Source organism: Rhizobium sp. ZK1 (assembly GCF_047782645.1).
In the GTDB taxonomy this organism is placed as follows: domain Bacteria; phylum Pseudomonadota; class Alphaproteobacteria; order Rhizobiales; family Rhizobiaceae; genus Rhizobium.
The window spans coordinates 4168060-4190000 of sequence record NZ_CP180586.1 but is presented as its reverse complement, the minus strand read 5'-3'; the positions used below and the strand labels follow the sequence as shown (position 1 = coordinate 4190000).

General features: G+C 59.8%; 25 protein-coding genes (1 of these 25 running past the window's edge). 14 read left to right on the top strand and 11 right to left on the bottom strand.

The features are described 5' to 3' along the window. The 4 genes from ACK9YZ_RS21075 to ACK9YZ_RS21060 all read left to right on the top strand — a co-directional run. On the top strand, positions 1 to 362 hold the final stretch of the coding sequence (locus ACK9YZ_RS21075) for an ornithine cyclodeaminase family protein (RefSeq protein ID WP_416066786.1). It extends 586 nt beyond the left edge of the window; only the last 362 of its 948 coding nucleotides appear in the window; its start codon lies off the left edge, out of view; it ends in the stop codon at positions 360 to 362. Further along, the gene (gene hrpB, locus ACK9YZ_RS21070; protein WP_416065057.1) at positions 359 to 2824 is read left to right on the top strand and encodes an ATP-dependent helicase HrpB; all 2466 of its coding nucleotides are present in this window, start codon (positions 359 to 361) and stop codon (positions 2822 to 2824) included. Before ACK9YZ_RS21075 ends, hrpB begins: the two co-directional genes overlap by 4 nt. 61 nt (positions 2825 to 2885) lie before the next feature. Next, complete coding sequence (locus tag ACK9YZ_RS21065) at positions 2886 to 4196, top strand: ActS/PrrB/RegB family redox-sensitive histidine kinase (protein WP_416065056.1); 1311 nt, start codon at positions 2886 to 2888, stop codon at positions 4194 to 4196. A gap of 67 nt (positions 4197 to 4263) precedes the next feature. Further along, positions 4264 to 4842 carry an ActR/PrrA/RegA family redox response regulator transcription factor gene (locus tag ACK9YZ_RS21060; protein WP_183734638.1) on the top strand — a complete coding sequence of 193 codons (579 nt, stop codon included), beginning with the start codon at positions 4264 to 4266 and terminating at the stop codon, positions 4840 to 4842. Here ACK9YZ_RS21060 and ACK9YZ_RS21055 read toward each other — a convergent pair whose 3' ends face one another. Continuing rightward, positions 4843 to 5337, bottom strand: a complete 495-nt coding sequence (locus tag ACK9YZ_RS21055) for an MmcB family DNA repair protein (protein WP_416065055.1) — start codon at positions 5335 to 5337, stop codon at positions 4843 to 4845. 9 nt (positions 5338 to 5346) lie between these two features. Next, entirely contained in the window at positions 5347 to 5517 is a 171-nt protein-coding gene (locus ACK9YZ_RS21050; RefSeq protein WP_416065054.1) for a hypothetical protein, read from the bottom strand. Positions 5518 to 5519: 2 nt separating this feature from the next. Between ACK9YZ_RS21050 and ACK9YZ_RS21045 the strand changes: the two genes are divergently transcribed. Then, positions 5520 to 6200: a L,D-transpeptidase gene (locus ACK9YZ_RS21045; RefSeq protein ID WP_216756438.1), complete on the top strand. Its 681-nt coding sequence runs from the start codon at positions 5520 to 5522 to the stop codon at positions 6198 to 6200. A 72-nt stretch (positions 6201 to 6272) separates the two neighbouring features. Here the strand turns inward: ACK9YZ_RS21045 and ACK9YZ_RS21040 are convergent, their stop codons facing one another. From ACK9YZ_RS21040 to hslV, 6 genes are all read right to left on the bottom strand, one after another. Continuing rightward, positions 6273 to 8450 carry a malate synthase G gene (locus ACK9YZ_RS21040; RefSeq protein ID WP_416065053.1) on the bottom strand — a complete coding sequence of 726 codons (2178 nt, stop codon included), beginning with the start codon at positions 8448 to 8450 and terminating at the stop codon, positions 6273 to 6275. An 89-nt stretch (positions 8451 to 8539) separates the two neighbouring features. Continuing rightward, entirely contained in the window at positions 8540 to 9952 is a 1413-nt protein-coding gene (locus tag ACK9YZ_RS21035; RefSeq protein WP_416065052.1) for a cytochrome P450, read from the bottom strand. A gap of 48 nt (positions 9953 to 10000) precedes the next feature. Beyond that, the gene (locus tag ACK9YZ_RS21030) at positions 10001 to 10948 is read right to left on the bottom strand and encodes a DUF1402 family protein (RefSeq protein ID WP_416065051.1); all 948 of its coding nucleotides are present in this window, start codon (positions 10946 to 10948) and stop codon (positions 10001 to 10003) included. Positions 10949 to 11136: 188 nt separating this feature from the next. Further along, positions 11137 to 12444, bottom strand: coding sequence for an ATP-dependent protease ATPase subunit HslU (gene hslU, locus ACK9YZ_RS21025; protein WP_416065050.1), 1308 nt, complete (start codon positions 12442 to 12444; stop codon positions 11137 to 11139). Next, positions 12441 to 12944, bottom strand: coding sequence for a GNAT family N-acetyltransferase (locus ACK9YZ_RS21020; protein ID WP_416065049.1), 504 nt, complete (start codon positions 12942 to 12944; stop codon positions 12441 to 12443). The genes hslU and ACK9YZ_RS21020 overlap by 4 nt, the downstream gene beginning before the upstream one ends. Further along, positions 12941 to 13465: an ATP-dependent protease subunit HslV gene (gene hslV, locus ACK9YZ_RS21015; RefSeq protein ID WP_216756432.1), complete on the bottom strand. Its 525-nt coding sequence runs from the start codon at positions 13463 to 13465 to the stop codon at positions 12941 to 12943. The genes ACK9YZ_RS21020 and hslV overlap by 4 nt, the downstream gene beginning before the upstream one ends. A gap of 178 nt (positions 13466 to 13643) precedes the next feature. Between hslV and hisB the strand changes: the two genes are divergently transcribed. From hisB to coaA, 9 genes are all read left to right on the top strand, one after another. Further along, on the top strand, positions 13644 to 14252 hold the full coding sequence (gene hisB, locus ACK9YZ_RS21010) for an imidazoleglycerol-phosphate dehydratase HisB (protein ID WP_416065048.1): 609 nt from the start codon (positions 13644 to 13646) through the stop codon (positions 14250 to 14252). Between the two features lie 20 nt (positions 14253 to 14272). Beyond that, complete coding sequence (locus tag ACK9YZ_RS21005; protein ID WP_416065047.1) at positions 14273 to 14743, top strand: DUF2628 domain-containing protein; 471 nt, start codon at positions 14273 to 14275, stop codon at positions 14741 to 14743. Further along, positions 14743 to 15393, top strand: coding sequence for an imidazole glycerol phosphate synthase subunit HisH (gene hisH / locus ACK9YZ_RS21000; protein ID WP_416065046.1), 651 nt, complete (start codon positions 14743 to 14745; stop codon positions 15391 to 15393). The genes ACK9YZ_RS21005 and hisH overlap by 1 nt, the downstream gene beginning before the upstream one ends. Before the next feature lie 66 nt (positions 15394 to 15459). Further along, positions 15460 to 15642 (top strand): hypothetical protein, encoded by a 183-nt coding sequence (locus ACK9YZ_RS20995; RefSeq protein WP_216756428.1) that lies wholly within the window; start codon positions 15460 to 15462, stop codon positions 15640 to 15642. Further along, positions 15639 to 16196, top strand: coding sequence for a hypothetical protein (locus tag ACK9YZ_RS20990; protein ID WP_416066785.1), 558 nt, complete (start codon positions 15639 to 15641; stop codon positions 16194 to 16196). Before ACK9YZ_RS20995 ends, ACK9YZ_RS20990 begins: the two co-directional genes overlap by 4 nt. A gap of 5 nt (positions 16197 to 16201) precedes the next feature. After that, on the top strand, positions 16202 to 16948 hold the full coding sequence (gene hisA, locus ACK9YZ_RS20985) for a 1-(5-phosphoribosyl)-5-[(5-phosphoribosylamino)methylideneamino]imidazole-4-carboxamide isomerase (RefSeq protein WP_216756426.1): 747 nt from the start codon (positions 16202 to 16204) through the stop codon (positions 16946 to 16948). Next, a complete protein-coding gene (gene hisF, locus ACK9YZ_RS20980) occupies positions 16948 to 17736 on the top strand; it encodes an imidazole glycerol phosphate synthase subunit HisF (RefSeq protein WP_183734622.1) in 789 nt (262 codons plus the stop codon). Before hisA ends, hisF begins: the two co-directional genes overlap by 1 nt. 15 nt (positions 17737 to 17751) lie before the next feature. Further along, entirely contained in the window at positions 17752 to 18075 is a 324-nt protein-coding gene (locus tag ACK9YZ_RS20975) for a phosphoribosyl-ATP diphosphatase (RefSeq protein ID WP_183734621.1), read from the top strand. Then, a complete protein-coding gene (gene coaA / locus ACK9YZ_RS20970) occupies positions 18072 to 19067 on the top strand; it encodes a type I pantothenate kinase (protein WP_416065045.1) in 996 nt (331 codons plus the stop codon). Before ACK9YZ_RS20975 ends, coaA begins: the two co-directional genes overlap by 4 nt. A gap of 39 nt (positions 19068 to 19106) precedes the next feature. On the opposite strand, the gene ACK9YZ_RS20965 is transcribed toward coaA, so the two are convergent. The 3 genes from ACK9YZ_RS20965 to ACK9YZ_RS20955 all read right to left on the bottom strand — a co-directional run bounded on the left by ACK9YZ_RS20965 (position 19107) and on the right by ACK9YZ_RS20955 (position 21891). Next, a complete protein-coding gene (locus tag ACK9YZ_RS20965) occupies positions 19107 to 19718 on the bottom strand; it encodes an alpha-ketoglutarate-dependent dioxygenase AlkB (RefSeq protein ID WP_416065044.1) in 612 nt (203 codons plus the stop codon). Between the two features lies 1 nt (position 19719). Then, a complete protein-coding gene (arfB, locus tag ACK9YZ_RS20960; RefSeq protein WP_216756423.1) occupies positions 19720 to 20157 on the bottom strand; it encodes an alternative ribosome rescue aminoacyl-tRNA hydrolase ArfB in 438 nt (145 codons plus the stop codon). A gap of 123 nt (positions 20158 to 20280) precedes the next feature. After that, on the bottom strand, positions 20281 to 21891 hold the full coding sequence (locus tag ACK9YZ_RS20955) for a phosphoenolpyruvate carboxykinase (protein ID WP_416065043.1): 1611 nt from the start codon (positions 21889 to 21891) through the stop codon (positions 20281 to 20283). Positions 21892 to 21941: the final 50 nt, after the last annotated feature.

The window sequence follows — 21941 nt, the reverse complement described above, 5'->3', positions numbered from 1 at the left end:
CGACGCTCTCCAGCGAGCCGCTTATTCGTGGCGAGTGGCTTAAGCCCGGGGCCCATCTCGACCTTGTCGGCGCTTTCAAACCCAGCATGCGCGAGAGCGATGATGATGCCGTGCGTCGCTCCGCCGTATATGTAGATACGAGAGCCGGCGCGCTCAGCGAAGGCGGCGACATCGTCCAACCGCTGAAGAGCGGGGTATTGAAAGCAGACGATATACGCGGCGAGCTTGCAGAACTGATCTCCGGCAGCAGCGGTGGACGGAAGGACGATAAGGAAATTACGCTCTTCAAATCCGTTGGTGCAGCGCTCGAGGATCTGGCCGCCGCCATCCTTGCCTATGAAATGGTAACGGGCCGAAAGTGAAGACCAAGACTTCTTTGCCGGAGCTTCCGGTTTCGCATGTGCTGCCCGATATCAGCGCGGCGCTTTGCAAGGATAAGCGGGCGGTGCTTTCGGCTCCTCCGGGCGCCGGCAAAACGACGCTCGTACCGCTTCATCTGCTTGACCAGGCCTGGCGCGGCGACGGGAAAATCATCCTGCTGGAACCCCGCCGGCTGGCGGCGCGCGCCGCGGCACACCGGATGGCGTCCCTGCTGGGCGAGCAGGTGGGCGAAACGGTCGGTTACCGCATGCGCCTGGACAACAAGATATCGGCGAGGACGCGGATCGAAGTTGTTACAGAAGGCGTCTTCGCTCGTATGATTCTCGATGATCCCGAACTTTCCGGCGTCTCGACTGTGATCTTTGACGAATTTCACGAGCGGTCGCTGGATGCCGATTTCGGTCTTGCGCTGGCGCTCGACGTTCAATCGGCGCTTCGGGAGGATCTTCGCATCCTTGTGATGTCGGCAACGCTCGATATCGAGCGGGTCACCATCCTGCTCGATCATCCGCCTGTTATCGAAAGCACGGGGCGAAGCTTTCCGATCGAGATTCGCTATCAGGACCGGCCGGGCGGCGAGCGAATCGAAGATGCGATGGTGCGGGCGATCGTCGGTTTTCATGCAAGCGAATCCGGATCGATTCTTGCTTTCCTTCCTGGTCAGGCGGAGATCACCCGGACGGCAGAGCGGCTTCAGGGACGATTCGGCCCCGAGACGCTAATTGCGCCGCTCTACGGCAATCTCGGGCAGAAAGAGCAAGATGCGGCGATCCGTCCCGCAGCACCAGGTACGCGCAAAATCGTGCTTGCGACCTCGATTGCCGAAAGCTCAATTACCATCGACGGTGTGCGGATCGTGATCGACAGCGGTTTGCAGCGGCTGCCTGTCTTCGAGGCATCGACAGGCATCACCCGGCTGGAAACCGTGCGGGTGTCTCGGGCTTCGGCCGAGCAGCGCGCCGGCCGCGCCGGAAGAACAGAGCCGGGCATCGCCATCCGCCTATGGCATCAGGGGCAGACGGCGGCACTTCCGGCGTTCACGCCACCACAGATCCTTTCGAGCGACCTTTCCGGTCTCGTGCTCGATCTTGCCCATTGGGGCGTCCAGGACACAAAATTGCTCGCCTTTGTCGATCAGCCGCCGGAAACGACGATCAAGGAAGCCCGCGCGCTGTTGGTACAGCTCGGAGCGCTGGACAAGGACGGCGCGTTGACGGCGCGCGGAAAGGTGATGCGCGACCTCGCCCTGCCGCCGCGGCTGGCCGCCATGGTGGTTTCCGCTGGTGAATCAGGTCATGCCAAGGATGCGGCGCTGATCTCCGTGCTACTGACCGAGCAAGGGCTCGGCGGCACCAGTATCGATCTGGAAGAGCGTCTCCGACGTTTCAAAGGCGAAAAGGGCGAAAGGGCGGAGGCTTCGAGGCGGCTCGCGGGAAGGCTCTCGGAAGGCTTCAACAAGATTTCGAGTGCTGAACCTGCGCTTGCAGGAAGGCTTCTCCTGCACGCTTTCCCGGATCGGGTCGCACTTCAGCGCGGCGCGCGCGGGCGATATGTCATGGCAAATGGCCGCGGTGCGGAGCTGGCGGAGACCGAGCGGCTGGCTGGCAGCCAGATGCTGGTCATTGCCGACCTGACGGGCCGGGCTGCACAGGGGAGAATTCTGGCGGCAGCGGACATTTCCCGTGCCGACATCGAAGTTGAGCTGCCGGGCGAAATCCGGACGGACGATCAGACCTTTTTCGACAGGCAGAGCCGGCAGGTGCGGGCACGTCGAGCCACAAGGCTCGGCGCGATCGTATTCGAGGAAGCGCCGCTTCCACGACCCTCGGGCGAGGCGGTGGTACGGGCGCTTGCGCAAGGATTGCAGGAGCTGGGACTCGATCAGCTTCCCTTTTCCAAGGAGGCCCTGCAGCTTCGGGAGCGGATCGGCTTCCTGCACCGGACGATCGGTGAACCATGGCCCGATATGAGGGACGAAGCACTACTTGACCACATGGAAGACTGGTTCATCCCTTTCCAGACGGACGCGAGAGGACTTTCGGATATTTCCGTCGCCGGGCTCTCCAACGGGCTGATGGCACTCGTCCCGCACGACCTGCAGCGCGATCTCGCACGGCTTGCGCCAACGCATTTCGAGGCGCCAACGGGGCAGCGCCATCCGATCCAGTACGACGGCGAAGAACCGACACTGACGATCAGGGTACAGGAGCTTTTCGGTCTCAAGCTGCATCCGGCGGTCGCCGGCGGACGATTGCCCCTGCTTCTGGAGCTTACTTCTCCGGCCCACAGGCCGATCCAGACGACCCGCGACCTGCCCGGTTTCTGGGCGGGCTCGTGGAAAGATGTGCGCGCGGATATGCGGGGGCGTTATCCAAGACATCCCTGGCCGGAAAAGCCTGATGAAGCGGCGCCGACGACAAGGGCAAAGCCCCGTGGTACATAATCTGCCTTCCTTGGAGCGCCGTGCGTCGATGCTGTAAGAGTATGGGCTGTAGGAGTACGGCGTGATTGAGAAAACCGAAACCCAGACACGGGAAGACAGGCTGAGCAGCCGGCGGCTGCGCCTGCAGACCTTGGTGCGATTACGATGGCTGGCGGTCACCGGCCAGGCGGTAACAGTCTTCATCGTCGCGTTCCTGTTGAAATTCCCCCTGCCGCTGGTTGCCAGCTGCTCGCTGATTGCCGCACTCGCCGGGGTGAATTTCTATCTGACGATACGCTATCCGCCGACTCACCGGCTTGAGCCGCCTGCCGCTTTCGCGCTGTTGGGTTTCGACCTTCTGCAGCTCTGCGCGCTGCTCTTCATTACTGGCGGCCTTGCCAATCCCTTTGCGGCACTGGTCTGCGTTCCCGTCATCATTTCCTTCGCCTCACAGCCAATCCGCTACAGCACAGCATTGATTGGCTTTGCGATGGTCTGCATTACCGTGCTTGCCTTCTCGCCCTTTCCGCTTCCGTGGTACGACGGGATGGAAATCAACGTCCACAATGTCATGCAGTTCGGCGTCTGGTGTTCGATCGCGTCGACCATGGCCTTTGCCGCCTTCTATGCCTACCGGGTTTCGATGGAAGCAAGCCAGCTCGCCGACGCGCTTGCCGCGACGGAGCTGGTGCTGCAGCGGGAGAAACATCTCTCCCAGCTCGACGGGCTTGCGGCCGCCGCAGCCCATGAGCTCGGCACGCCGCTTGCGACGATCAGCGTCGTTGCCAAGGAGATGGAGCGCGAGCTCAAGAATGACGACCGGTTCCGCGAGGATGTTCAGCTTCTGCGCAGCCAGAGCGAGCGCTGTCGCGACATCCTTCGCCGGCTGACGACGCTCTCTGCCGAGGGCGAGGCGCATCTGCGGCGGTTGCCGCTCTCCTCGATGATGGAGGAGATAGTGGCGCCGCATCGCGAATTCGGCATCAAGCTGGAGTTGATAGAGAAAAGCCCGCGCAGGGGCGAGCCCGTTACCGACCGCAATGCCGGCATCATGTACGGGCTCGGCAACCTCGTCGAGAACGCTGTCGACTATGCGCGAGAGAAGGTGACGGTCACGGTCGAGCACGATCACGAAAAGGTGCTCATCGTCATCGAGGACGACGGCAACGGCTACGCGCCCGATATTCTGACGCGTATCGGTGAACCCTACGTCACGAAACGGCAGAGGGAAGATACGGCTGGAGGCCTGGGGTTGGGGCTTTTCATCGCCAAAACGCTGCTGGAGCGCTCCGGCGCATCTTTGCTTTTCGAAAACCGCGATCCGGAAAATGCCGGCGCCCGCATTCGAATCGAATGGCCTCGCGTATTGATCGACGCAAATTCGACAAAATGACTTTGTGGGCATAAACAAGATATAAGCGGTTGACGCATTCGGACATTCAACCGCCGGGACCGTAGCGATGACAGATCAGAACCACGAGATTTCCGCCGGCTCCAGCGAGGAGCATATCGGGCCTGACCCGAGCTTGCTGATCGTCGACGACGACGGCCCGTTTCTGCGTCGTTTAGCACGGGCTATGGAGGCACGCGGCTTTCATGTGGAAACGGCCGAATCGGTGGCGGAAGGTGTGGCAAAGTCCAAGGGCCGGCCGCCGAAATATGCCGTGGTCGACCTAAGACTCGGTGACGGCAACGGCCTCGATGTCATCGAGGCGATCCGCCAGCGGCGCGACGACACGCGAATCATCGTGCTGACGGGCTACGGCAATATCGCCACCGCGGTGACGGCCGTGAAGCTCGGGGCTGTGGATTACCTGGCAAAACCTGCCGACGCCGATGATGTGTTTGCCGCGCTCACGCAACGGCCGGGCGAAAAGGCCGAACTGCCGGAAAACCCCATGTCGGCGGACCGGGTGCGGTGGGAACACATCCAGCGTGTCTATGAAATATGCGAGCGCAACGTGTCTGAGACGGCGCGCCGGCTTAATATGCACCGCCGCACATTGCAGCGCATCCTCGCCAAACGCGCGCCAAAATAATCAGACATCATCCACGCTGAACGGCTTGCCGTTTGCCCATTCGGCCATCATCAGCCGCTGCGCAGCAGCGTGCGAAAAGTTTAGGGTCACGGCCTTGCGGGTGGCCGGCGGCAGACGGTGTTCAGGTGCTTCGCGAAGCATATGCGCCCCGTAACCATCTGAAAGAAAAAGGCCGCACTCCTCGGGGAAGATATCGACAGGCACATCCTTATGCGTCGCAAAGAACAGGCGGTCGCAATGCAAACGATAATCCGGCCATTTACGATCGACCTTAAAATCCTCGATCGACGTCTTGATCTCAATGATCCAGACCTCTCCCTTTTCCGAAAGCGTGATCAGATCGGCACGCCGGCCGCTCGCCAGCGGCAGCTCCGGCAGCACCGCATGGCGCATGTCATGGAGCAAAACCTGCATGCCACGGCGAACCATCATGGCTCTGTCCGATTGCCGGCCATCGATTAACGGATTGTTATTATAAACGCTCAAAATCGTCATGGATAACCCTCAGGTGGGGTTGGCTGTTGTTGCAAAAAAACCATGCGCTTCTAATTTGCGGCGCAGATGGATTTTGTCGCACCGCAGCAGCCTTGCAAAGGCAAAGTTAATCGAAAATAAACCATAAATAACGATGGTCGAAAGACTGTCTTTCATTGCCCCAAAACCTTCACGAGTCATCCATGCGCATCCGCAACGCATTCCCTGTATTTGGCCTGCTGGCGACCCTGGCACTGGCCGGCTGCTCCACAACGTCCGAAACCGCGTCCAACGACAAGGGCGCGGGTCCGACCGTTCAGACGGCACAAATCTTCAATGACGCCTATGGCGTAACGTCGGATGCCGGATACTCCCTGCCGGCAATCCCGATCGATCGCGTCAAGCCGGAATTCCGCCGCCAGATCGTCTCTTATCAGAGCGACGAACGTCCCGGCACGATTATCGTCAACACGCGCGAGCGTCACCTCTATTATATCCTGCCCAACGGCAAGGCCGTCCGCTACGGCATCGGCGTCGGCAAACAGGGCTTCGCATGGTCCGGCACGGCCTATGTCGCCTGGAAGCAGGAATGGCCGAATTGGCACCCGCCGAAGGAAATGGCCGTCCGTCGTCCTGAAATCGCCAAATATGTCGAAGACGGCATGGGTCCAGGCCTCACCAACCCGCTCGGCGCACGCGCCATGTACCTCTTCAATGAAGAGGGCAAGGACACGCTCTTCCGCCTGCACGGCACCCCGGAATGGGCCTCGATCGGCACCGCCGCTTCGTCGGGCTGCATCCGCCTGATGAACCAGGATGTGATCGACCTCTACAGCCGCGTCCGGCCAGGCAAGACCACCTCCAAGGTCATCGTTATCCAGTAGGCTAGGCACTGAATTCGGTATAAAAAAGGCCGCCGGTTTTTCGATCCGGCGGCCTTTTTATATCTGGCTTGCTCAGGTCCACGCGACCTGTTTCGCCTTGATCTCGATACGGCGGCGGTGCAGGACCGGTTCGGTGTAGCCGTTTGGCTGTTCCCTGCCCTTCAGGACCAGATCGAGTGCCGCCTGGAAGGCAACAGAATCTTCGAAATTTCCGGCCATCTTTATGTAGGCCGAATCACCGGCATTCTGCTGATCGACGACCGCCGCCATGCGCTTCATCGTTTCGATGATCTGATCCTTGGTGACGATCTTGTGGTGCAGCCAGTTCGCCATGTGCTGGGCAGAAATGCGCAGCGTCGCGCGATCTTCCATGAGGCCGACATTGTTGATGTCAGGCACCTTCGAGCAACCGATACCCTGGTCAACCCAACGCACGACATAACCGAGAATGCCCTGCGCATTGTTGTCGAGCTCGCGCTGGATTTCTTCCGGTGTCCAGTTCGGCCGTACGGCAACCGGCACGGAGAGGATATCCGAGAGCTTGGCGCGAGCGCGATCCTTCAGGCCTTCCTGTAACTTGGCGACATTGATCTGGTGGTAGTGCGTGGCATGCAGGGTAGCGGCCGTCGGCGACGGCACCCATGCGGTGTTGGCGCCGGCTTTCGGATGGGTGATCTTCTGCTCCAGCATGGCGGCCATCAGGTCGGGCATGGCCCACATGCCCTTGCCGATCTGCGCATGGCCGGAGAGGCCGCATTCCAGACCGATATCGACATTCCAGTTTTCGTAGGCAGCAATCCAGGCGGCCTGCTTCATATCGCCCTTGCGGATCATCGGGCCGGCTTCCATCGATGTATGGATTTCATCGCCGGTGCGATCGAGGAAGCCCGTATTGATGAAGACGACACGCTCGCGGGCAGCACGGATGCATTCCTTCAGATTGACGGTCGTGCGGCGCTCTTCGTCCATGATGCCCATCTTCATGGTGTTGCGCGGCATGCCGAGCGCATCTTCAACGCGCGAGAAAATCTCGACGGCAAAGGCAACTTCTTCCGGCCCGTGCATCTTCGGCTTGACGACATACATGGAGCCGGCACGCGAATTCTTGCGGCGTCCCGACGGGCCGACATCGTAGAGCGCAATCAGGCCGGTGATCATTGCATCCATGACGCCTTCAGGTACCTCGTTGCCGTCGCGATCAACGATCGCCGGATTGGTCATGAGGTGGCCGACATTGCGCACTAGCATCAGCGAACGGCGGTGCAGCTCGAAGCTTTCGCCGCCTGGTGCCGTATAGGCCATATCCGGGTTGAGCTTGCGGACGAAGGTCGAGCCGCCCTTCGTCACTTCCTCCTGCAGATCGCCCTTCATCAGACCGAGCCAATTGCGATAGACGACGACCTTGTCCTCGGCATCGACAGCGGCTACCGAATCCTCGCAATCCATGATCGTCGTGATGGCCGATTCCAGCCAGACGTCGGAAATATGCGCCGGATCGGTCTTGCCGATCGGCGTCGAGGCATCGAGTATGATTTCGATATGGATGCCGTTATTCTTCAGGAGGATATGCGTCGGCGCATCTGCATCGCCGAGATAGCCGGCGAAATGTTCGGCATCTTTCAGGTCCAAAGCTTTGCCATCTGCGGCAGCGATCGCCAGAGCACCGTTCTTGACAGCGAAGGCGCCGACATTCTTCCAGGAACTGCCGTCGAGGGGAGCGGCGGAATCGAGGAAATCGCGAACCCAGGCAATGACCTTCTCGCCGCGCTTGGGATTATAACCCTTGCTCTTTTCGGCCCCGTCCGTTTCCGGAATGGCGTCCGTGCCGTAGAGAGCATCGTAGAGCGAGCCCCAGCGGGCATTGGCAGCATTCAGCGCGTAACGGGCATTCATGACGGGAACGACAAGCTGCGGGCCGGCAATAGAGGCAATCTCGGTATCGACATTGGCCGTCGAGACCTGGAAATCCGGGCCTTCCGGCAAGAGATAGCCGATGCCCTTGAGGTAGGACTGGTAGGCCTCCATGTCCGTCGGTGCACCGTTCCGACGATACCAATCGTCGATCTTTGCCTGAAGCTGATCGCGCTTCAAAAGCAGTGCACGATTCTTCGGCGCAAGATCGTGAACCATCGCCGAGAAATCGGCGAAGAACTTGTCCGCATCGATGGCGAGGCCCGGCAACGCCTCCTTCACGAGGAAATCATGGAGGACGGCTTCGATGAAGAGACCATTCTTTTCAATGCGGCTCATGCGGTGTCTCCCTTGCAGTGGCAGCTTTCTCGATGCTGCCACTTTGCCCGGCTTTCACTCACAGTCAATTCAGCAACAATTCGAAAGATTTATGCAGACCCGGAAATAGTCCGTCGCGTGACACGCATCGGGATGCCGTTCTGCGGCTGTGTCGTCAACTTCTGGACCGGCCAGGGATTCGTCTGGTCGGTGGAATCGAAGCGATAGCGATGCATCAGAACGGCCAGCGCGATCACCGCCTCCTGAAGCGCGAACGTCGCGCCGATGCAGACGCGCGGACCGGCGCCGAACGGCAGGAACTGGAAGCGACCGATAGAGGCGCGGTTTTCCGGCAGGAAACGTTCCGGCATGAAGGCGCGCGGCCGATCCCAATGAAGTTCATGACGGTGCAGAGTCCAGGGCATGACGAGCACGGTAACACCAGCTTCGATCTCGACCCGCTCGCCCTTGGCGCTTGTCCAGGAATCATTCGAGATAGCGGCCCGATTGATCGACGGGGCCGGCGGATAGAGGCGCAGAGCTTCCTCGAAGGCGGCGTGGGTCTGCGGCATCAGATCCGGCCATTCGACCGGTTCGGCGCCTGACGCGAGCACCGCATCAATCTCCCTTTCCATCGCCTCGCGGATATGTGGGCTGTTCGAGACGCAATAGAGCGTCCAGGCGAGCGCGCGGGCGGTCGTCTCGTGGCCGGCGCCGATGAAGGTGAGGATATTATCCTCGATCTCCTCTTTCGTCAGGCCATCGGGACCAGCCTGCTCTAAAAGCAGGGTGAGAAAATCGTTCGGCGCCTTGCCGCGGTCGGCCTTCATCTTGGCAAGCCGCATATCCATGGTGTTGCGCACGATGGTGCGGAATTTCTCCAGCACCTTCTGGCCGCCGATGCGTGTCACACGTGGAATCCAGGATGGCGCCCGCAACAAATCCATCGGATCGATGCGGCCCATGCGATGCAGCAACTCGTTGACATCATCGGCGAAGTAGCCGCCGGAGGTGACGATGTCGCCGGAAAACAGCGTGTCGGAAAGGATAGCAAACGTCAGCTCCGTCATGTCGGTGCTGATATCGAAAATCGTGCCGGCCTCACCGACATCAGCATATTTGCGGGCGTAGTCTTCCGACTGGCGCAGCATCTGGTCGGCGAACCCTTTTGCATGACGGGGCGTAAATACGGGCGCAACTGCCCTACGCGAGCGTTTCCAGACGGGGCCTTCCGCCGTCAAAAGTCCGTCGCGCAGGATCGGGCGCAGCACGAGCTGGCGAATGTCGGACATGCGGTAATTGTTGGCATTGTCGACCAGCACATGCTTGATGAGACCGGGATCGTTGACGATCAGCGTTCTCTGGCCAAAGAAACTGGTGCGAATCCACGGCAGCGTGTAGGACGGCTCGCCCCAGAGCTCCAGCGGATTGCGGAAAATCGTCCTGATGATCTCGAGCCGCGACGGCGGCACGGTACGCGGCAACGGTGCCGGAGGAACGAAGGGGTCCGGACGCATACCCATGAGCAAAGCCTTTCGCCGGAAATATAATCTTCCCGGCAGGCCCGGAGGTTAGAGCAGGCCCTTCAGCTCGTCCAGTTTGTCGTTGATCAGCCAGCCGTAATAATTCTCTTCCGGCCAGACCGTCGTGCCGGAGGAACGATTCTTGGCGGCAAGGGCTGCGGCACGCTGACGGGAATTGCCAACATTATAAAGTGTCGCCGTCACTCCCGGATTGTCGGAGATATCCACGCCGGCGATCTCCTTGTAGTCGTCGATCGACCTGCGGATCGAGGCGGCGACGAAGGCGAGCGAGATGTCGGGGTCCATGATCGCCTTATAGACCGAGCCAGCATTCTTCTCGTTCAGCTTCGGGTAGCCGGAAACACGACTGACCAGATCAGACAGCATGAGCGCCGTCAACGGATTGACCTGGCCGAGGCCGAAGGTCTGGCCGGCATAGAAGGGCTGGAAGAAAACAGCGCTGAAGCGGTTGTTCGGGAAGCTCTTGCCGCCAATGGTCTTACCACGGAAATCGCTTTCCCAGACATCCTCGCGGCAGGTCCAGAGCGTGTAGGAATCGCTCTTGCCGTTGCAGGCAGCAAATTGCGGCCGGTCGACAAAATCGTCGACGCTTTCGCCATCATAGGCAAAACGGAAGCTCTCGCCGGCATAGGAGGCGGCTTTGACGTAATAGGCCTGGAGGCGGTCATAGGCGTCGACATTGTAGGTGTGTTCGCCGACGATCGCGCCGATCACATGAATCGGGTTGATGCCATAGGCGTTTGAGACCTTCTTGATCTTGCCCATGAGTTCGTGGTCGGTCGACAGCAGGTCGTAGATCTTCTCATATTTGAGATCGAACGTCGTCTTGGTGCCCTTGGTGCGACGAACCGAAGCGCCAGGGATATCCGGCTGTTCGGCATGACGATTGCCGGGCGGAACAGCCTGCGCCGCAAGGGCAGGAGCCGAGCCCGCAATGGTCATGGCAATCACAAGGCTTGTCAAAAGGCGTCGCACGATCTGCTTTCCCGTCTTTCCCTGTCGTCTTTGTGAAGCGGCTGACTGGACCAGAATCTTGTCCGAATAAAGCCGGTACAAAAAACAAAGCGGGCCTTTCACTAGAAAGTAAAAGGCCCGCTGTCGAGAGTTCGGATCGTCAAAGTTTTGGCATTACCTGCGCAAAGGTAAAAAAGATGTTTTAGCAATCACAGGATGAAGCGTGACAGATCGGTATTCTGCGCGAGATCGCCGACATGTTCACGCACGTAAGCGGCATCGATCTTCACGTCCGTGCCGGCGCGATCCGGAGCGTTATAGGAAATGTCGTCCAGTACACGCTCCATGACCGTCTGCAGGCGCCGAGCGCCGATATTCTCGACGGAGGAGTTCAGGTGGACGGCGACATCGGCGAGCGCATCGATCGCATCTTCCGTGAAGTCGAGCGTCAGGCTTTCGGTTTCCATCAGCGCCTTATACTGGCGGATCAGGCTTGCCTCGGTTTCCGTCAGGATGCGGCGGAAGTCTTCCTTGTTCAGCGGACGCAGTTCAACGCGGATCGGCAGACGGCCCTGCAGTTCGGGCAGCAGGTCCGACGGCTTGGAAACATGGAAGGCGCCGGAGGCAATGAAGAGGATGTGATCCGTCTTCACCGGGCCGTACTTGGTCGAAACCGTCGTGCCTTCGACGAGCGGCAACAGGTCGCGCTGAACGCCTTCGCGGGAAACGCCGGCGCCGGCGCCGCCATCGCGCGCCGCAATCTTGTCGATCTCGTCCAGGAAGACGATGCCGTCATTCTCGACCGAACGAACGGCTTCGCGCTGGATGACTTCGTTGTCGATCAGCTTGTCGGATTCATCTCGGATCAAGTCCGTATAAGACGCCTTCACCGTGGTGCGCACCTTCTTGGTGCGGCCGCCCATCGCCTTGCCGAACATTTCAGACAGGTTCAGCACGCCGATATTGGCGCCCGGCATGCCGGGGATTTCGAAGCCGCCCATGCCTGAACCGGCATCGGCCACTTCGATATCGATTTCCTTGTCGTCGAGCTCGCCGCTGCGCAGCTTCTTGCGGAAGCTTTCGCGGGTGGCGGGCGACGCCGTCGCGCCGACCAGCGCATCGAGAACACGCTCTTCCGCGCTCATATGGGCCTTTGCCTGAACCTCGGTGCGCTTTTTTTCGCGCACAAGACCGATGCCGACTTCGACGAGATCGCGGATAATCTGCTCGACATCGCGGCCGACATAACCGACTTCGGTGAACTTCGTGGCTTCGACCTTGATGAAGGGTGCCCCGGCGAGCTTGGCAAGGCGACGAGAGATTTCCGTCTTGCCGACACCGGTCGGGCCGATCATCAGGATATTCTTCGGCATGACTTCATCGCGCAGGCTCGGATCGAGCTGATGGCGGCGCCAGCGGTTGCGGAGTGCAATCGCCACGGCGCGCTTGGCCTCATGTTGGCCGATAATATAGCGGTCGAGCTCGGAAACGATCTCGCGGGGAGAAAAGGTGGTCATTGTGTATCATTCTCCTGGCGGTCCAGGGCCATGAGGAGTGCCCGGCCGTAATTCGTAGTTGTTTCGCCAAGTCTTTGAAAGCCTGCCTTGGTATAGGCTCTGATTGCGAAGGTGTTGTCCGGATGAGGATCGACCAGCACGCGATTCTTCCCCCTATCGAAGAGCGCCCGGCAGAAATTCGCCATGAAGGCCGGACCGTGACCCTTTCCCAGAAGCGTTTCGACACCGATGAACTGATCGATACCGCAGGTGCCTTCGGGCTGGCCGTTCAGCGCGACATCGTCTTCATCATCGAGATCTGCCACCTGAATGAAGGCAAAATCCCAGCCGTCGAGCGTCACTATATAGAGTTCGACCGTCAGATCACGCAGATGCTCCTCAATCGAGGCCAGCGCCTTCTCCGGCTCGCCCCACCAACGGCGGACATGCGGCTGTTCCAGCCATTCGGCCAGAAGCGGCAGATCAGTCATCGTGACGAGACGGAAGACGTAATCCGTCATTCCACGTCCAGCGTTTCCACAATGACATTGTGGTTGGTGTAGACGCAGATGTCGGCAGCGATATCGAGCGCACGACGGGCGATCTCTTCTGCTGATTTATCCGTGTCCGCCAGCGCAAGAGCTGCTGCAAGCGCGAAATTCCCGCCGGAGCCGATGGCCGCGACGCCATGCTCTGGTTCCAGCACGTCCCCGTTACCGGTGATGGCGAGCGTTACCGACTTGTCGGCGACCAGCATCATCGCTTCGAGATTGCGCAGGTAACGATCGGTACGCCAATCCTTGGCGAGTTCGACGGCAGCACGCATCAGCTGACCCGGATACTGTTCCAGTTTCTTTTCGAGCCTTTCCAGAAGGGTGAAGGCGTCAGCGGTAGCACCTGCAAATCCGGCAATCACTTCGCCCTTGCCGATGCGGCGGACCTTGCGCGCGTTGCCCTTCATGACGGTCTGGCCGAGACTGACCTGGCCATCGCCAGCCACCACGACCTTGCCGCCTTTTCGAACTGTAATAATTGTCGTCATCAAACACCTGTTGCCCCAACTCGCGGGCTGTTCCAACGGGTCGAACATCGGCCCTGTTGAACCCTATGTAAGTGGGCAAGCCGCGATTGCAAATGGCCTTCCTTTTGTGGCCCTGCGCTTCTGGATATTTCGCTATCCGCCTGATAAGGAACCACGTTGATTTCAAGGAGAAAGCCATATGGCCGAGACCGCAGCGAGCCGCACGGGCAGCGTTTCCCGCAAGACCAATGAGACGTCCATTTCCGTTTCCGTCAATCTCGACGGCACCGGCAAATCGACGATTTCGACGGGCGTCGGCTTCTTCGATCATATGCTGGATCAGCTTTCGCGACATTCGCTGATCGACATGGAAATCGAGGCCAAAGGTGATCTGCATATCGACGACCATCACACGGTCGAAGATACCGGTATCGCTATCGGCCAGGCGATCGCCAAGGCTCTCGGCGATCGCCGCGGCATCACGCGTTACGCCTCGATCGACCTCGCCATGGACGAGACGATGACAAAGGCTGCCGTCGATCTCTCCGGCCGCCCCTTCCTCGTCTGGAACGTTTCCTTCAGCGCGCCGAAGATCGGCACTTTCGATACGGAACTGGTGCGCGAATTCTTCCAGGCGCTCGCCCAGAATGCCGGGATCACCCTGCATATTCTCAATCACTATGGTGCCAACAACCACCATATTGCAGAGACATGCTTCAAGGCCGTCGCCCGCGTTCTGCGCACGGCGACAGAGATCGATCCGCGACAGGCGGGCCGTGTTCCCTCGACCAAGGGCACACTCGCCTGAGCCCCAGAAGGGAGCGTCAGATGGCATCCAGCTACGTTTTTCTTGTTCCGCCTGATGATCAGCGCCAGGACACGCGCACGATCCGCGACGGTTTCTCGTGGCTTGCCTTCTTCTTTCCCTGGATCTGGCTGCTGGCGCATCGCCTCTGGCTCCATGCAATCATCGCCTTTGTGCTGCAGGCAATCAGCGGCGTACTGATGGAGCAACCGGGTTTTGGACCAGCGGGACTGGCACTTGCCTTTGCCGTGAACCTGTTCGTCGGGTTCGAGGGCCAGAATTTCCGCATCCGCAATCTCGCCTCCCGCGGCTGGCGCGAGGAGGCCGCTATCGGCGCTTCCTCGATCGATCTTGCGGAAGAGATCTATTTTTCCAACATCGAGACCGGCGCCAATTTGAAGGCGCCCGAATGGAACCAGGCTTCCGGCCCGCAGGCACAGCAGGGCAATTCCACTTCGCTCGGTCTCTTCGGTTTTGACGGAGGACGCAAATAATGCGCGTCGCAATTATCGACTACGGCTCTGGCAATCTGCGCTCAGCCACCAAGGCTTTCGAACGTGCGGCCCGCGAAGCCGGCATCGAGGCCGAAATCAATCTGACCGACAAGGCGGAGATCGTTGCCGCGGCCGACCGTATCGTGCTGCCGGGCGTCGGCGCCTATGCCGATTGCCGCCGCGGGCTCGATGCCGTGCCTGGTATGACGGAGGCCCTGCTCGAAGGCGTCGAGAATAAGGCGCGTCCCTTCCTCGGCATCTGCGTCGGCATGCAGCTCATGTCCTCGCGCGGTCTTGAAAAAACGGTGACGCAAGGTTTCGGATGGATTGCAGGCGACGTCGTCGAGATGACACCTGCCGACCCCGAGCTGAAAATCCCGCAGATCGGCTGGAACACGCTCGACCTGAAACAGGAGCATCCGCTTTTCAACGGTATTCCGACCGGACCTGATGGCCTGCATGCTTATTTCGTACACTCCTACCATCTCGCTGCCGAGAAAGCCTCTGACGTGATCGCCACCACCGATTATGGTGGGCCGATGACGGCCTTCGTCGGCCGGGATAATATGGCCGGTTCGCAATTCCACCCGGAAAAGAGCCAGAAGCTCGGACTGGCGCTGATTGCGAATTTCCTGCGCTGGGCGCCCTGAGGGCTGGCTTTTAATATGCGCGCCTTATTTCCCTTGTAAGGGAAGGCAGATACAGGAGCGCGCTCGATGCCGGCTTCACAAAAGACAGGAAAGATATTTTACAGGCTGCGGCCTGCCAGAGAGGGCCAGCCGCCGTTCCTCGATATCAGACTGCCCGGCGGGACGATCATCCGCCAGGTCGACGAAGCTCTGCATCGCAAAGCGCTCTCCAACGCTGCCAAAACGCTTAAAGAAAGGCTCGACCGCTGATGCAGGAGACCTTTCCGGGAAAAGAGAATTCTAGGCTGAGATCGGACGAGATAAGCGCCGGCGATTTCGCCGAAGCCGTGCTGGAATTCTATATCGAAGGCGAGGATGACCTGATCGGTCTGCTCGCTTATGCGCTCTATGAGCGCCAGAAGCGTGATTTCATCGTCAGCTATCGCAAGCGCAACGCCGGCCGTTCGCCCATTGAGGCGGAAATCGCGGCGGTGACGAGCAATTATCTTTCGTCCGATCTGCGCAACACGTTGCGCGACCGTGCCTCGCAGATCCTTTCAAGCTATGCCGAGACCTATGTCGAGGCCATGGAGCCGCAGATCCAGCTCGTTGCCACCAACAGCGAGGCGTTGCGGCAGGTGCGCGATATCGAAAATTCCGTGAAAAAGCGTACCGGCTTCTGGCGCCAGGTGGGGGTCGGCTTCACCGTGGCACTGCTGCTGATCGTCCTTTTCGCCGCTCTCACCATTGCCGCTGTCTTTTTTCGTTCGGATATCGTAGATGCGTGGAATGCACTGATAGTGCCCATGATGCTACGGACTTGAGACGAATGATCCTTTTTCCCGCGATCGATCTGAAGGGCGGACAATGCGTTCGCCTGAAGCTCGGCGACATGCAACAGGCGACGGTCTACAATACCGATCCGGCCGCCCAGGCGAAATCCTTCGAAGAGCAGGGTTTCGAATGGCTGCATGTGGTCGATCTCGACGGCGCCTTTGCGGGACATTCGGCCAATGGCGATGCCGTCGAGGCGATCCTGAAGGCAACGAAAAACCCGGTTCAGCTCGGCGGCGGCATCCGAACGCTCGCTCATATCGAAAACTGGCTTTCGCGCGGTCTGCGCCGCGTCATCCTCGGCACCGTTGCCGTGCGAGATCCAGCGCTCGTCATCGAAGCCTGCAAGACATTTCCGGGCCGCGTCGCCGTCGGCATCGATGCCAAGGGCGGCAAGGTCGCGGTCGAAGGCTGGGCGGAAGCATCCGAACTCGGCATCGTAGAACTCGCAAAGAAATTCGAAGGCGCCGGCGTTGCCGCAATCATCTATACGGATATCGACCGCGACGGCATCCTGGCGGGTATCAACTGGACCTCGACGCTGGAGCTGGCGGACGCTGTCTCCATCCCGGTCATCGCATCGGGTGGACTTGCCTCGATCGACGACATCAAACGCATGCTACAACCGGATGCCCGCAAGCTCGAAGGCGCCATCTCCGGACGGGCTCTTTATGATGGGCGGATCGATCCCAAGGAGGCGCTCGATCTCATCAAAGCAGCACGGGCGAAGGAGACTGTATAATGAGCCTGAAAGCCCGCATAATCCCCTGCCTCGACGTCAAGGACGGTCGTGTCGTCAAGGGCGTCAATTTCCTCAATCTGGTCGATGCCGGCGATCCTGTCGAAGCAGCCAAGGCCTATGATGCGGCCGGCGCCGACGAGCTCTGCTTCCTCGACATCACCGCCTCCTCTGACAATCGCGAGACAATCTTCGATGTCGTGGCACGCACGGCCGAGCAATGCTTCATGCCGCTTACCGTCGGCGGCGGCGTGCGGACCATTGCCGATATCCGTAAGCTGCTGCTGTGCGGTGCCGACAAGGTCTCTATCAATTCGGCTGCGGTCAACAATCCGGATTTTGTGGCCGAAGCGGCTGACAAGTTCGGCGACCAGTGCATCGTCGTATCGATCGATGCCAAGCGCCGCCTCACGCACAAAGTCGGCGGCGATAATTTCAGTGCCTGGGAAATCTATACACATGGCGGCCGCAACGCGACCGGCATCGATGCGGTGGAATTCGCCCAGAAGATGGTTGCCCGCGGCGCCGGCGAGTTGCTCGTTACCTCCATGGACCGCGACGGCACGAAGATTGGCTACGATCTTGAGCTGACACGTGCGATTGCCGATTCCGTTCGCGTGCCGGTCATTGCCTCTGGCGGCGTCGGTGATCTCGACGATCTCGTGGCCGGCGTGAAGGAAGGCCATGCCAATGCGGTGCTTGCCGCATCAATCTTCCACTTCGGCACCTATTCCGTCGGCGAAGCGAAACACTATATGTCTGAGCGCGGCATCGCGATGCGCCTCGACTGAGTTTGGAAGCAGGACATGAGCGGATTTTCCCTTTCCGACCTCGAGCGAATCGTCGAAGAGCGGGCGAAGGCCTCTCCGGACGAATCCTGGACCGCCAAGCTGGTGGCCGGCGGACAGCAGAAAGCAGCCAAGAAACTCGGCGAGGAAGCGATCGAGGCTGTCATGGCCGCCGTCACCAACGACCGCGATAACCTCACATATGAAGCAGCCGACGTTCTCTATCACCTATTGGTCGTATTGAAGATTGCTGAAATACCGGTAGAGAATGTCATGACCGAACTTGCGCGGCGGACCGCGCAATCCGGCCTCAAGGAAAAGGCCAGCCGGCAGAGTTCATGAGTATCGCGACACAGATTATCGGGGTGGCGGAAAAGCTGGATCACTTCCAGACCGCTTCCTATTCCCCCTATCACTTCTTCACATCGGAACAGTGGGCAAAGTTTCGTGCCGACACGCCGATGACGCTGACGGCCGATGAGGTCAAACGGCTCCGCTCCATGGGCGACCCGATCGACCTCGATGAAGTCCGGCGCATCTATCTGTCGCTGTCACGTCTGCTTTCGGCGCATGTGGAATCCTCGCAGCTGCTTTTCGAGCAGCGCAACCGCTTCCTCAGCCTGTCGGATGTGGCGAAGACGCCGTTCGTGATCGGTATTGCCGGTTCTGTCGCTGTCGGTAAATCCACGACGGCACGTATCTTGAAGGAGCTGCTCGGCCGCTGGCCTTCCAGCCCCAAGGTCGATCTCGTCACCACGGACGGCTTCCTCTATCCCAATGCCGTGCTGAAACGCGAGAACCTGATGCAACGCAAGGGTTTTCCGGAAAGCTACGATACGGGCGCGATCCTGCGTTTCCTCTCGGCGATCAAGGCCGGCTTGCCGGACGTGAAGGCGCCCTCCTACTCGCACCTCATCTATGACGTGCTGCCGGACGAATACAAGATCGTCGACCGGCCCGATATCCTCATCTTCGAGGGCATCAATGTCCTGCAGTCACGTGACCTGCCGGCCGACGGCAAGATCGTGCCGATGGTTTCCGACTTCTTCGACTTCTCGATCTATATCGACGCTGAGGAAACGCAGATCCACAACTGGTATGTGACGCGCTTCATGCGGCTCAGGGAGACGGCCTTCCGAGATCCGAATTCCTACTTCCATCGCTATGCATCGATCAATGATGAAGAAGCGGTTGCGATCGCTGAAGACCTCTGGGCGAATATCAACCTCAAGAATTTGCACCAGAACATCCTGCCGACGCGGCCGCGCGCCGATCTCATCCTGCGCAAGGGCAAAGATCATCTGATCGAACAGGTGGCGCTGCGCAAGCTTTGAGCAACGCAATTCCTGACGAAACCCTTGTTGGAATTGCTTCTACGGATTGACCCGGCGGAGCGTCAGATTGATACGGCCGCCGTTCTTCAAAAGGGTCGAGGTGCCCGGATAGATGCGGTCGACGCCGTGGAAGCAAAGCCGCCCTTCTCCACCGAGAATGACGACATCGCCGCTCGACAGCTTGAGAGACATGGTCTTGTCGTTGCGGTTCACGCCACCCGCGCGAAACAGGCAGGTATTGCCGAGCGAAATCGAGACGACCGGCGCTTTCAGGTCGTTCTCATCCTTGTCCTGATGCAACCCCATGCGCGCCTCATCCGAATAAAAATTGACGAGGCAGGCTTCAGGCGGCTTATCGTAGCCCGAAACGTCGCCCCAGATCTCCAGCAACTCCGACGGGAGTGCCGGCCACGGCCTGCCGGTCACCGGGTGCATCGGCTGATAGCGATAGCCGCGCGCCTTGTCCGTCACCCAGCCGAGCGAGCCGCAATTGGTCATGCGCACCGACATCGGCTTGCCGGTGCCGGGCATGATCGGCACGTAGAGCGGCGCCTCGGCGACAATATTCCTCATGATATCGACCAGCGCTTCCTGGCGAGCGCAATCCAGATAGTCTGGCAGATGGCGGATGCCGCTTAGTAGCTCTGGCATGTCATTCTCCACGGCCCGGTCGGCCGCGCATCTTCTTGACTTCCGAGCGGCCGGATTTTTCCTTCAGGCGTCGCTCGATCGAGCCCTTCGTCGGCTTGGTCTTCTTGCGCGGCGGCGGTGGCGGCTTGGCGGCCTCAATGATCAATTCCTTCAGCCGCTCGCGTGCGTCCTCGCGATTACGGTCCTGACTGCGAAAGCGGCTTGCCTCGATCATCAGCACACCGTCCTTCGACATGCGCCTGCCGGCAAGCTTGATCGCATTGGTTTTGACCCTCTCGTTGAGCGAGGGGGAATTGGGAATATTGAAGAAGAGCTGGACGGCGGTCGAGACCTTGTTGACGTTCTGACCGCCAGGACCACCCGCCAGAACGAACTGTTCCGTCAGCTCCCATCCGGCGATGGTAATCCTGTCGTCGATATAAAGAGCGTCGCTGGCCATGCAGCCTTCTAGCGCATAATGGCCGCGAATTGAAAGCGGTGGAAACCCGGCGCCTGAGCAACCGAAGACCCGGCGCTTGGGAACGCCGGGTTTCACGTGAATCTCCAGAAGTTTGCCGGCGGCTTATTCGGCAGCGACCTTGATGCCGGGGGCTGCGTCGCGCACACCGCCGTCGACATGGTCCTCGAACTTGGCGAAGTTGGCGATGAACATGGACACAAGCTTCTCGGCCTGCGCGTCATAGGCCTGCTTGTCGGCCCAGGTCGAGCGTGGGTCGAGGATGCCGGTATCGACGCCTTCGACTGCGACCGGAACGGCAAAGCCGAAATTCGGATCGGCGCGGAGTTCAGCCTTGGCGAGTTCGCCCGAAAGGGCGGCGGTCAGCAAAGTACGAGTCGCCTTGATCGGCATGCGCTTGCCGATGCCGTAAGCACCGCCGGTCCAGCCGGTGTTGACCAGCCAGCATTCCACGCCGTGGCGGCCGATCAGCTCCTTCAGGAGATTTCCGTATTCGGCGGGATGACGCGGCATGAAGGGGGCGCCGAAGCAGGTCGAGAAGGTCGCCTCCGGCTCCGTGACACCCTTTTCCGTACCTGCCACCTTGGCGGTGTAGCCGGAGAGGAAGTGGTACATGGCCTGCTCTGGCGTCAGCTTGGCGATCGGCGGCATGACGCCAAAAGCGTCGGCCGTCAGCATGATGATCGTCTTTGGATGAGGCGCAAGGCCGGTTTCAGATGCATTCGGAATGAAGTCCATCGGGTAGGCGCAGCGCGTGTTTTCCGTCAGCGACGCATCGTCGAAATCCGGCTCTCGGTTTTCGTTGAGAACGACGTTTTCGAGCACCGTACCGAAACGCTGTGTCGTGGCATAGATTTCCGGTTCGGCCTCTGCCGAGAGGCGAATGGTCTTGGCGTAGCAGCCGCCTTCGAAATTGAAGATGCCGTTTTCGCTCCAGCCGTGTTCGTCATCGCCGATCAAGGTGCGTGCCGGGTCAGCTGAAAGCGTCGTCTTGCCCGTACCGGACAGACCGAAGAAGACCGCAGCATCACCCGCAGGGCCGACATTGGCCGAGCAGTGCATCGGCATGACACCCATTTCGGGCAGCAGGTAGTTCAGCACTGTGAAGACCGACTTCTTCATCTCGCCGGCATAGGAGGTGCCGGCAATCAGAACGATGCCGTTGGTGAGATCGCAGGCAATCACCGTTTCGGTGCGGCAGCCGTAACGCTCCGGATCGGCCTTGAAGCTCGGCAGGTCGATGATCGTCAACTTCGGCGCAAAGCTCGCGAGCGCGTCTGCCTTCGGACGGATCAGCAGGTTGCGGATGAAGAGCGAATGCCAGGCGAATTCGGTCACAACGCGGGTCGGGAGTGCCTGACCGGCGTCGGCACCGCCGATCAGGTCCTGCACGAAGAGATCCCTGCCCGCGGCATGGGCCAGCATATCCTTGTGCAGCAGGGCAAAATGCTCCGGCGACATCGGCTTGTTGTTATCCCACCAGATCTGGTCATCCGTATTCTCATCGCGGACGACGAACTTGTCGCGCGGCGAACGGCCCGTGTGCTGGCCGGTCGTGGCACGAAGAGCGCCCTGGGCTGTCAGTTCGGCCTCTCCCCGGCGAATCGCTTCCTCGTAAAGAAGAGCGGCAGAGAGGTTGTAGCGGACGCTCCGTACGTCGCCGAAACCGATCGTCGCCAGCTCGATTGCCTGGTTATGAACTCCGAACGTCTCCATAGCTTTTCCCTTCGCTGAGGCGCCTTGGCCGTTAAAATATAAGCGAAAGT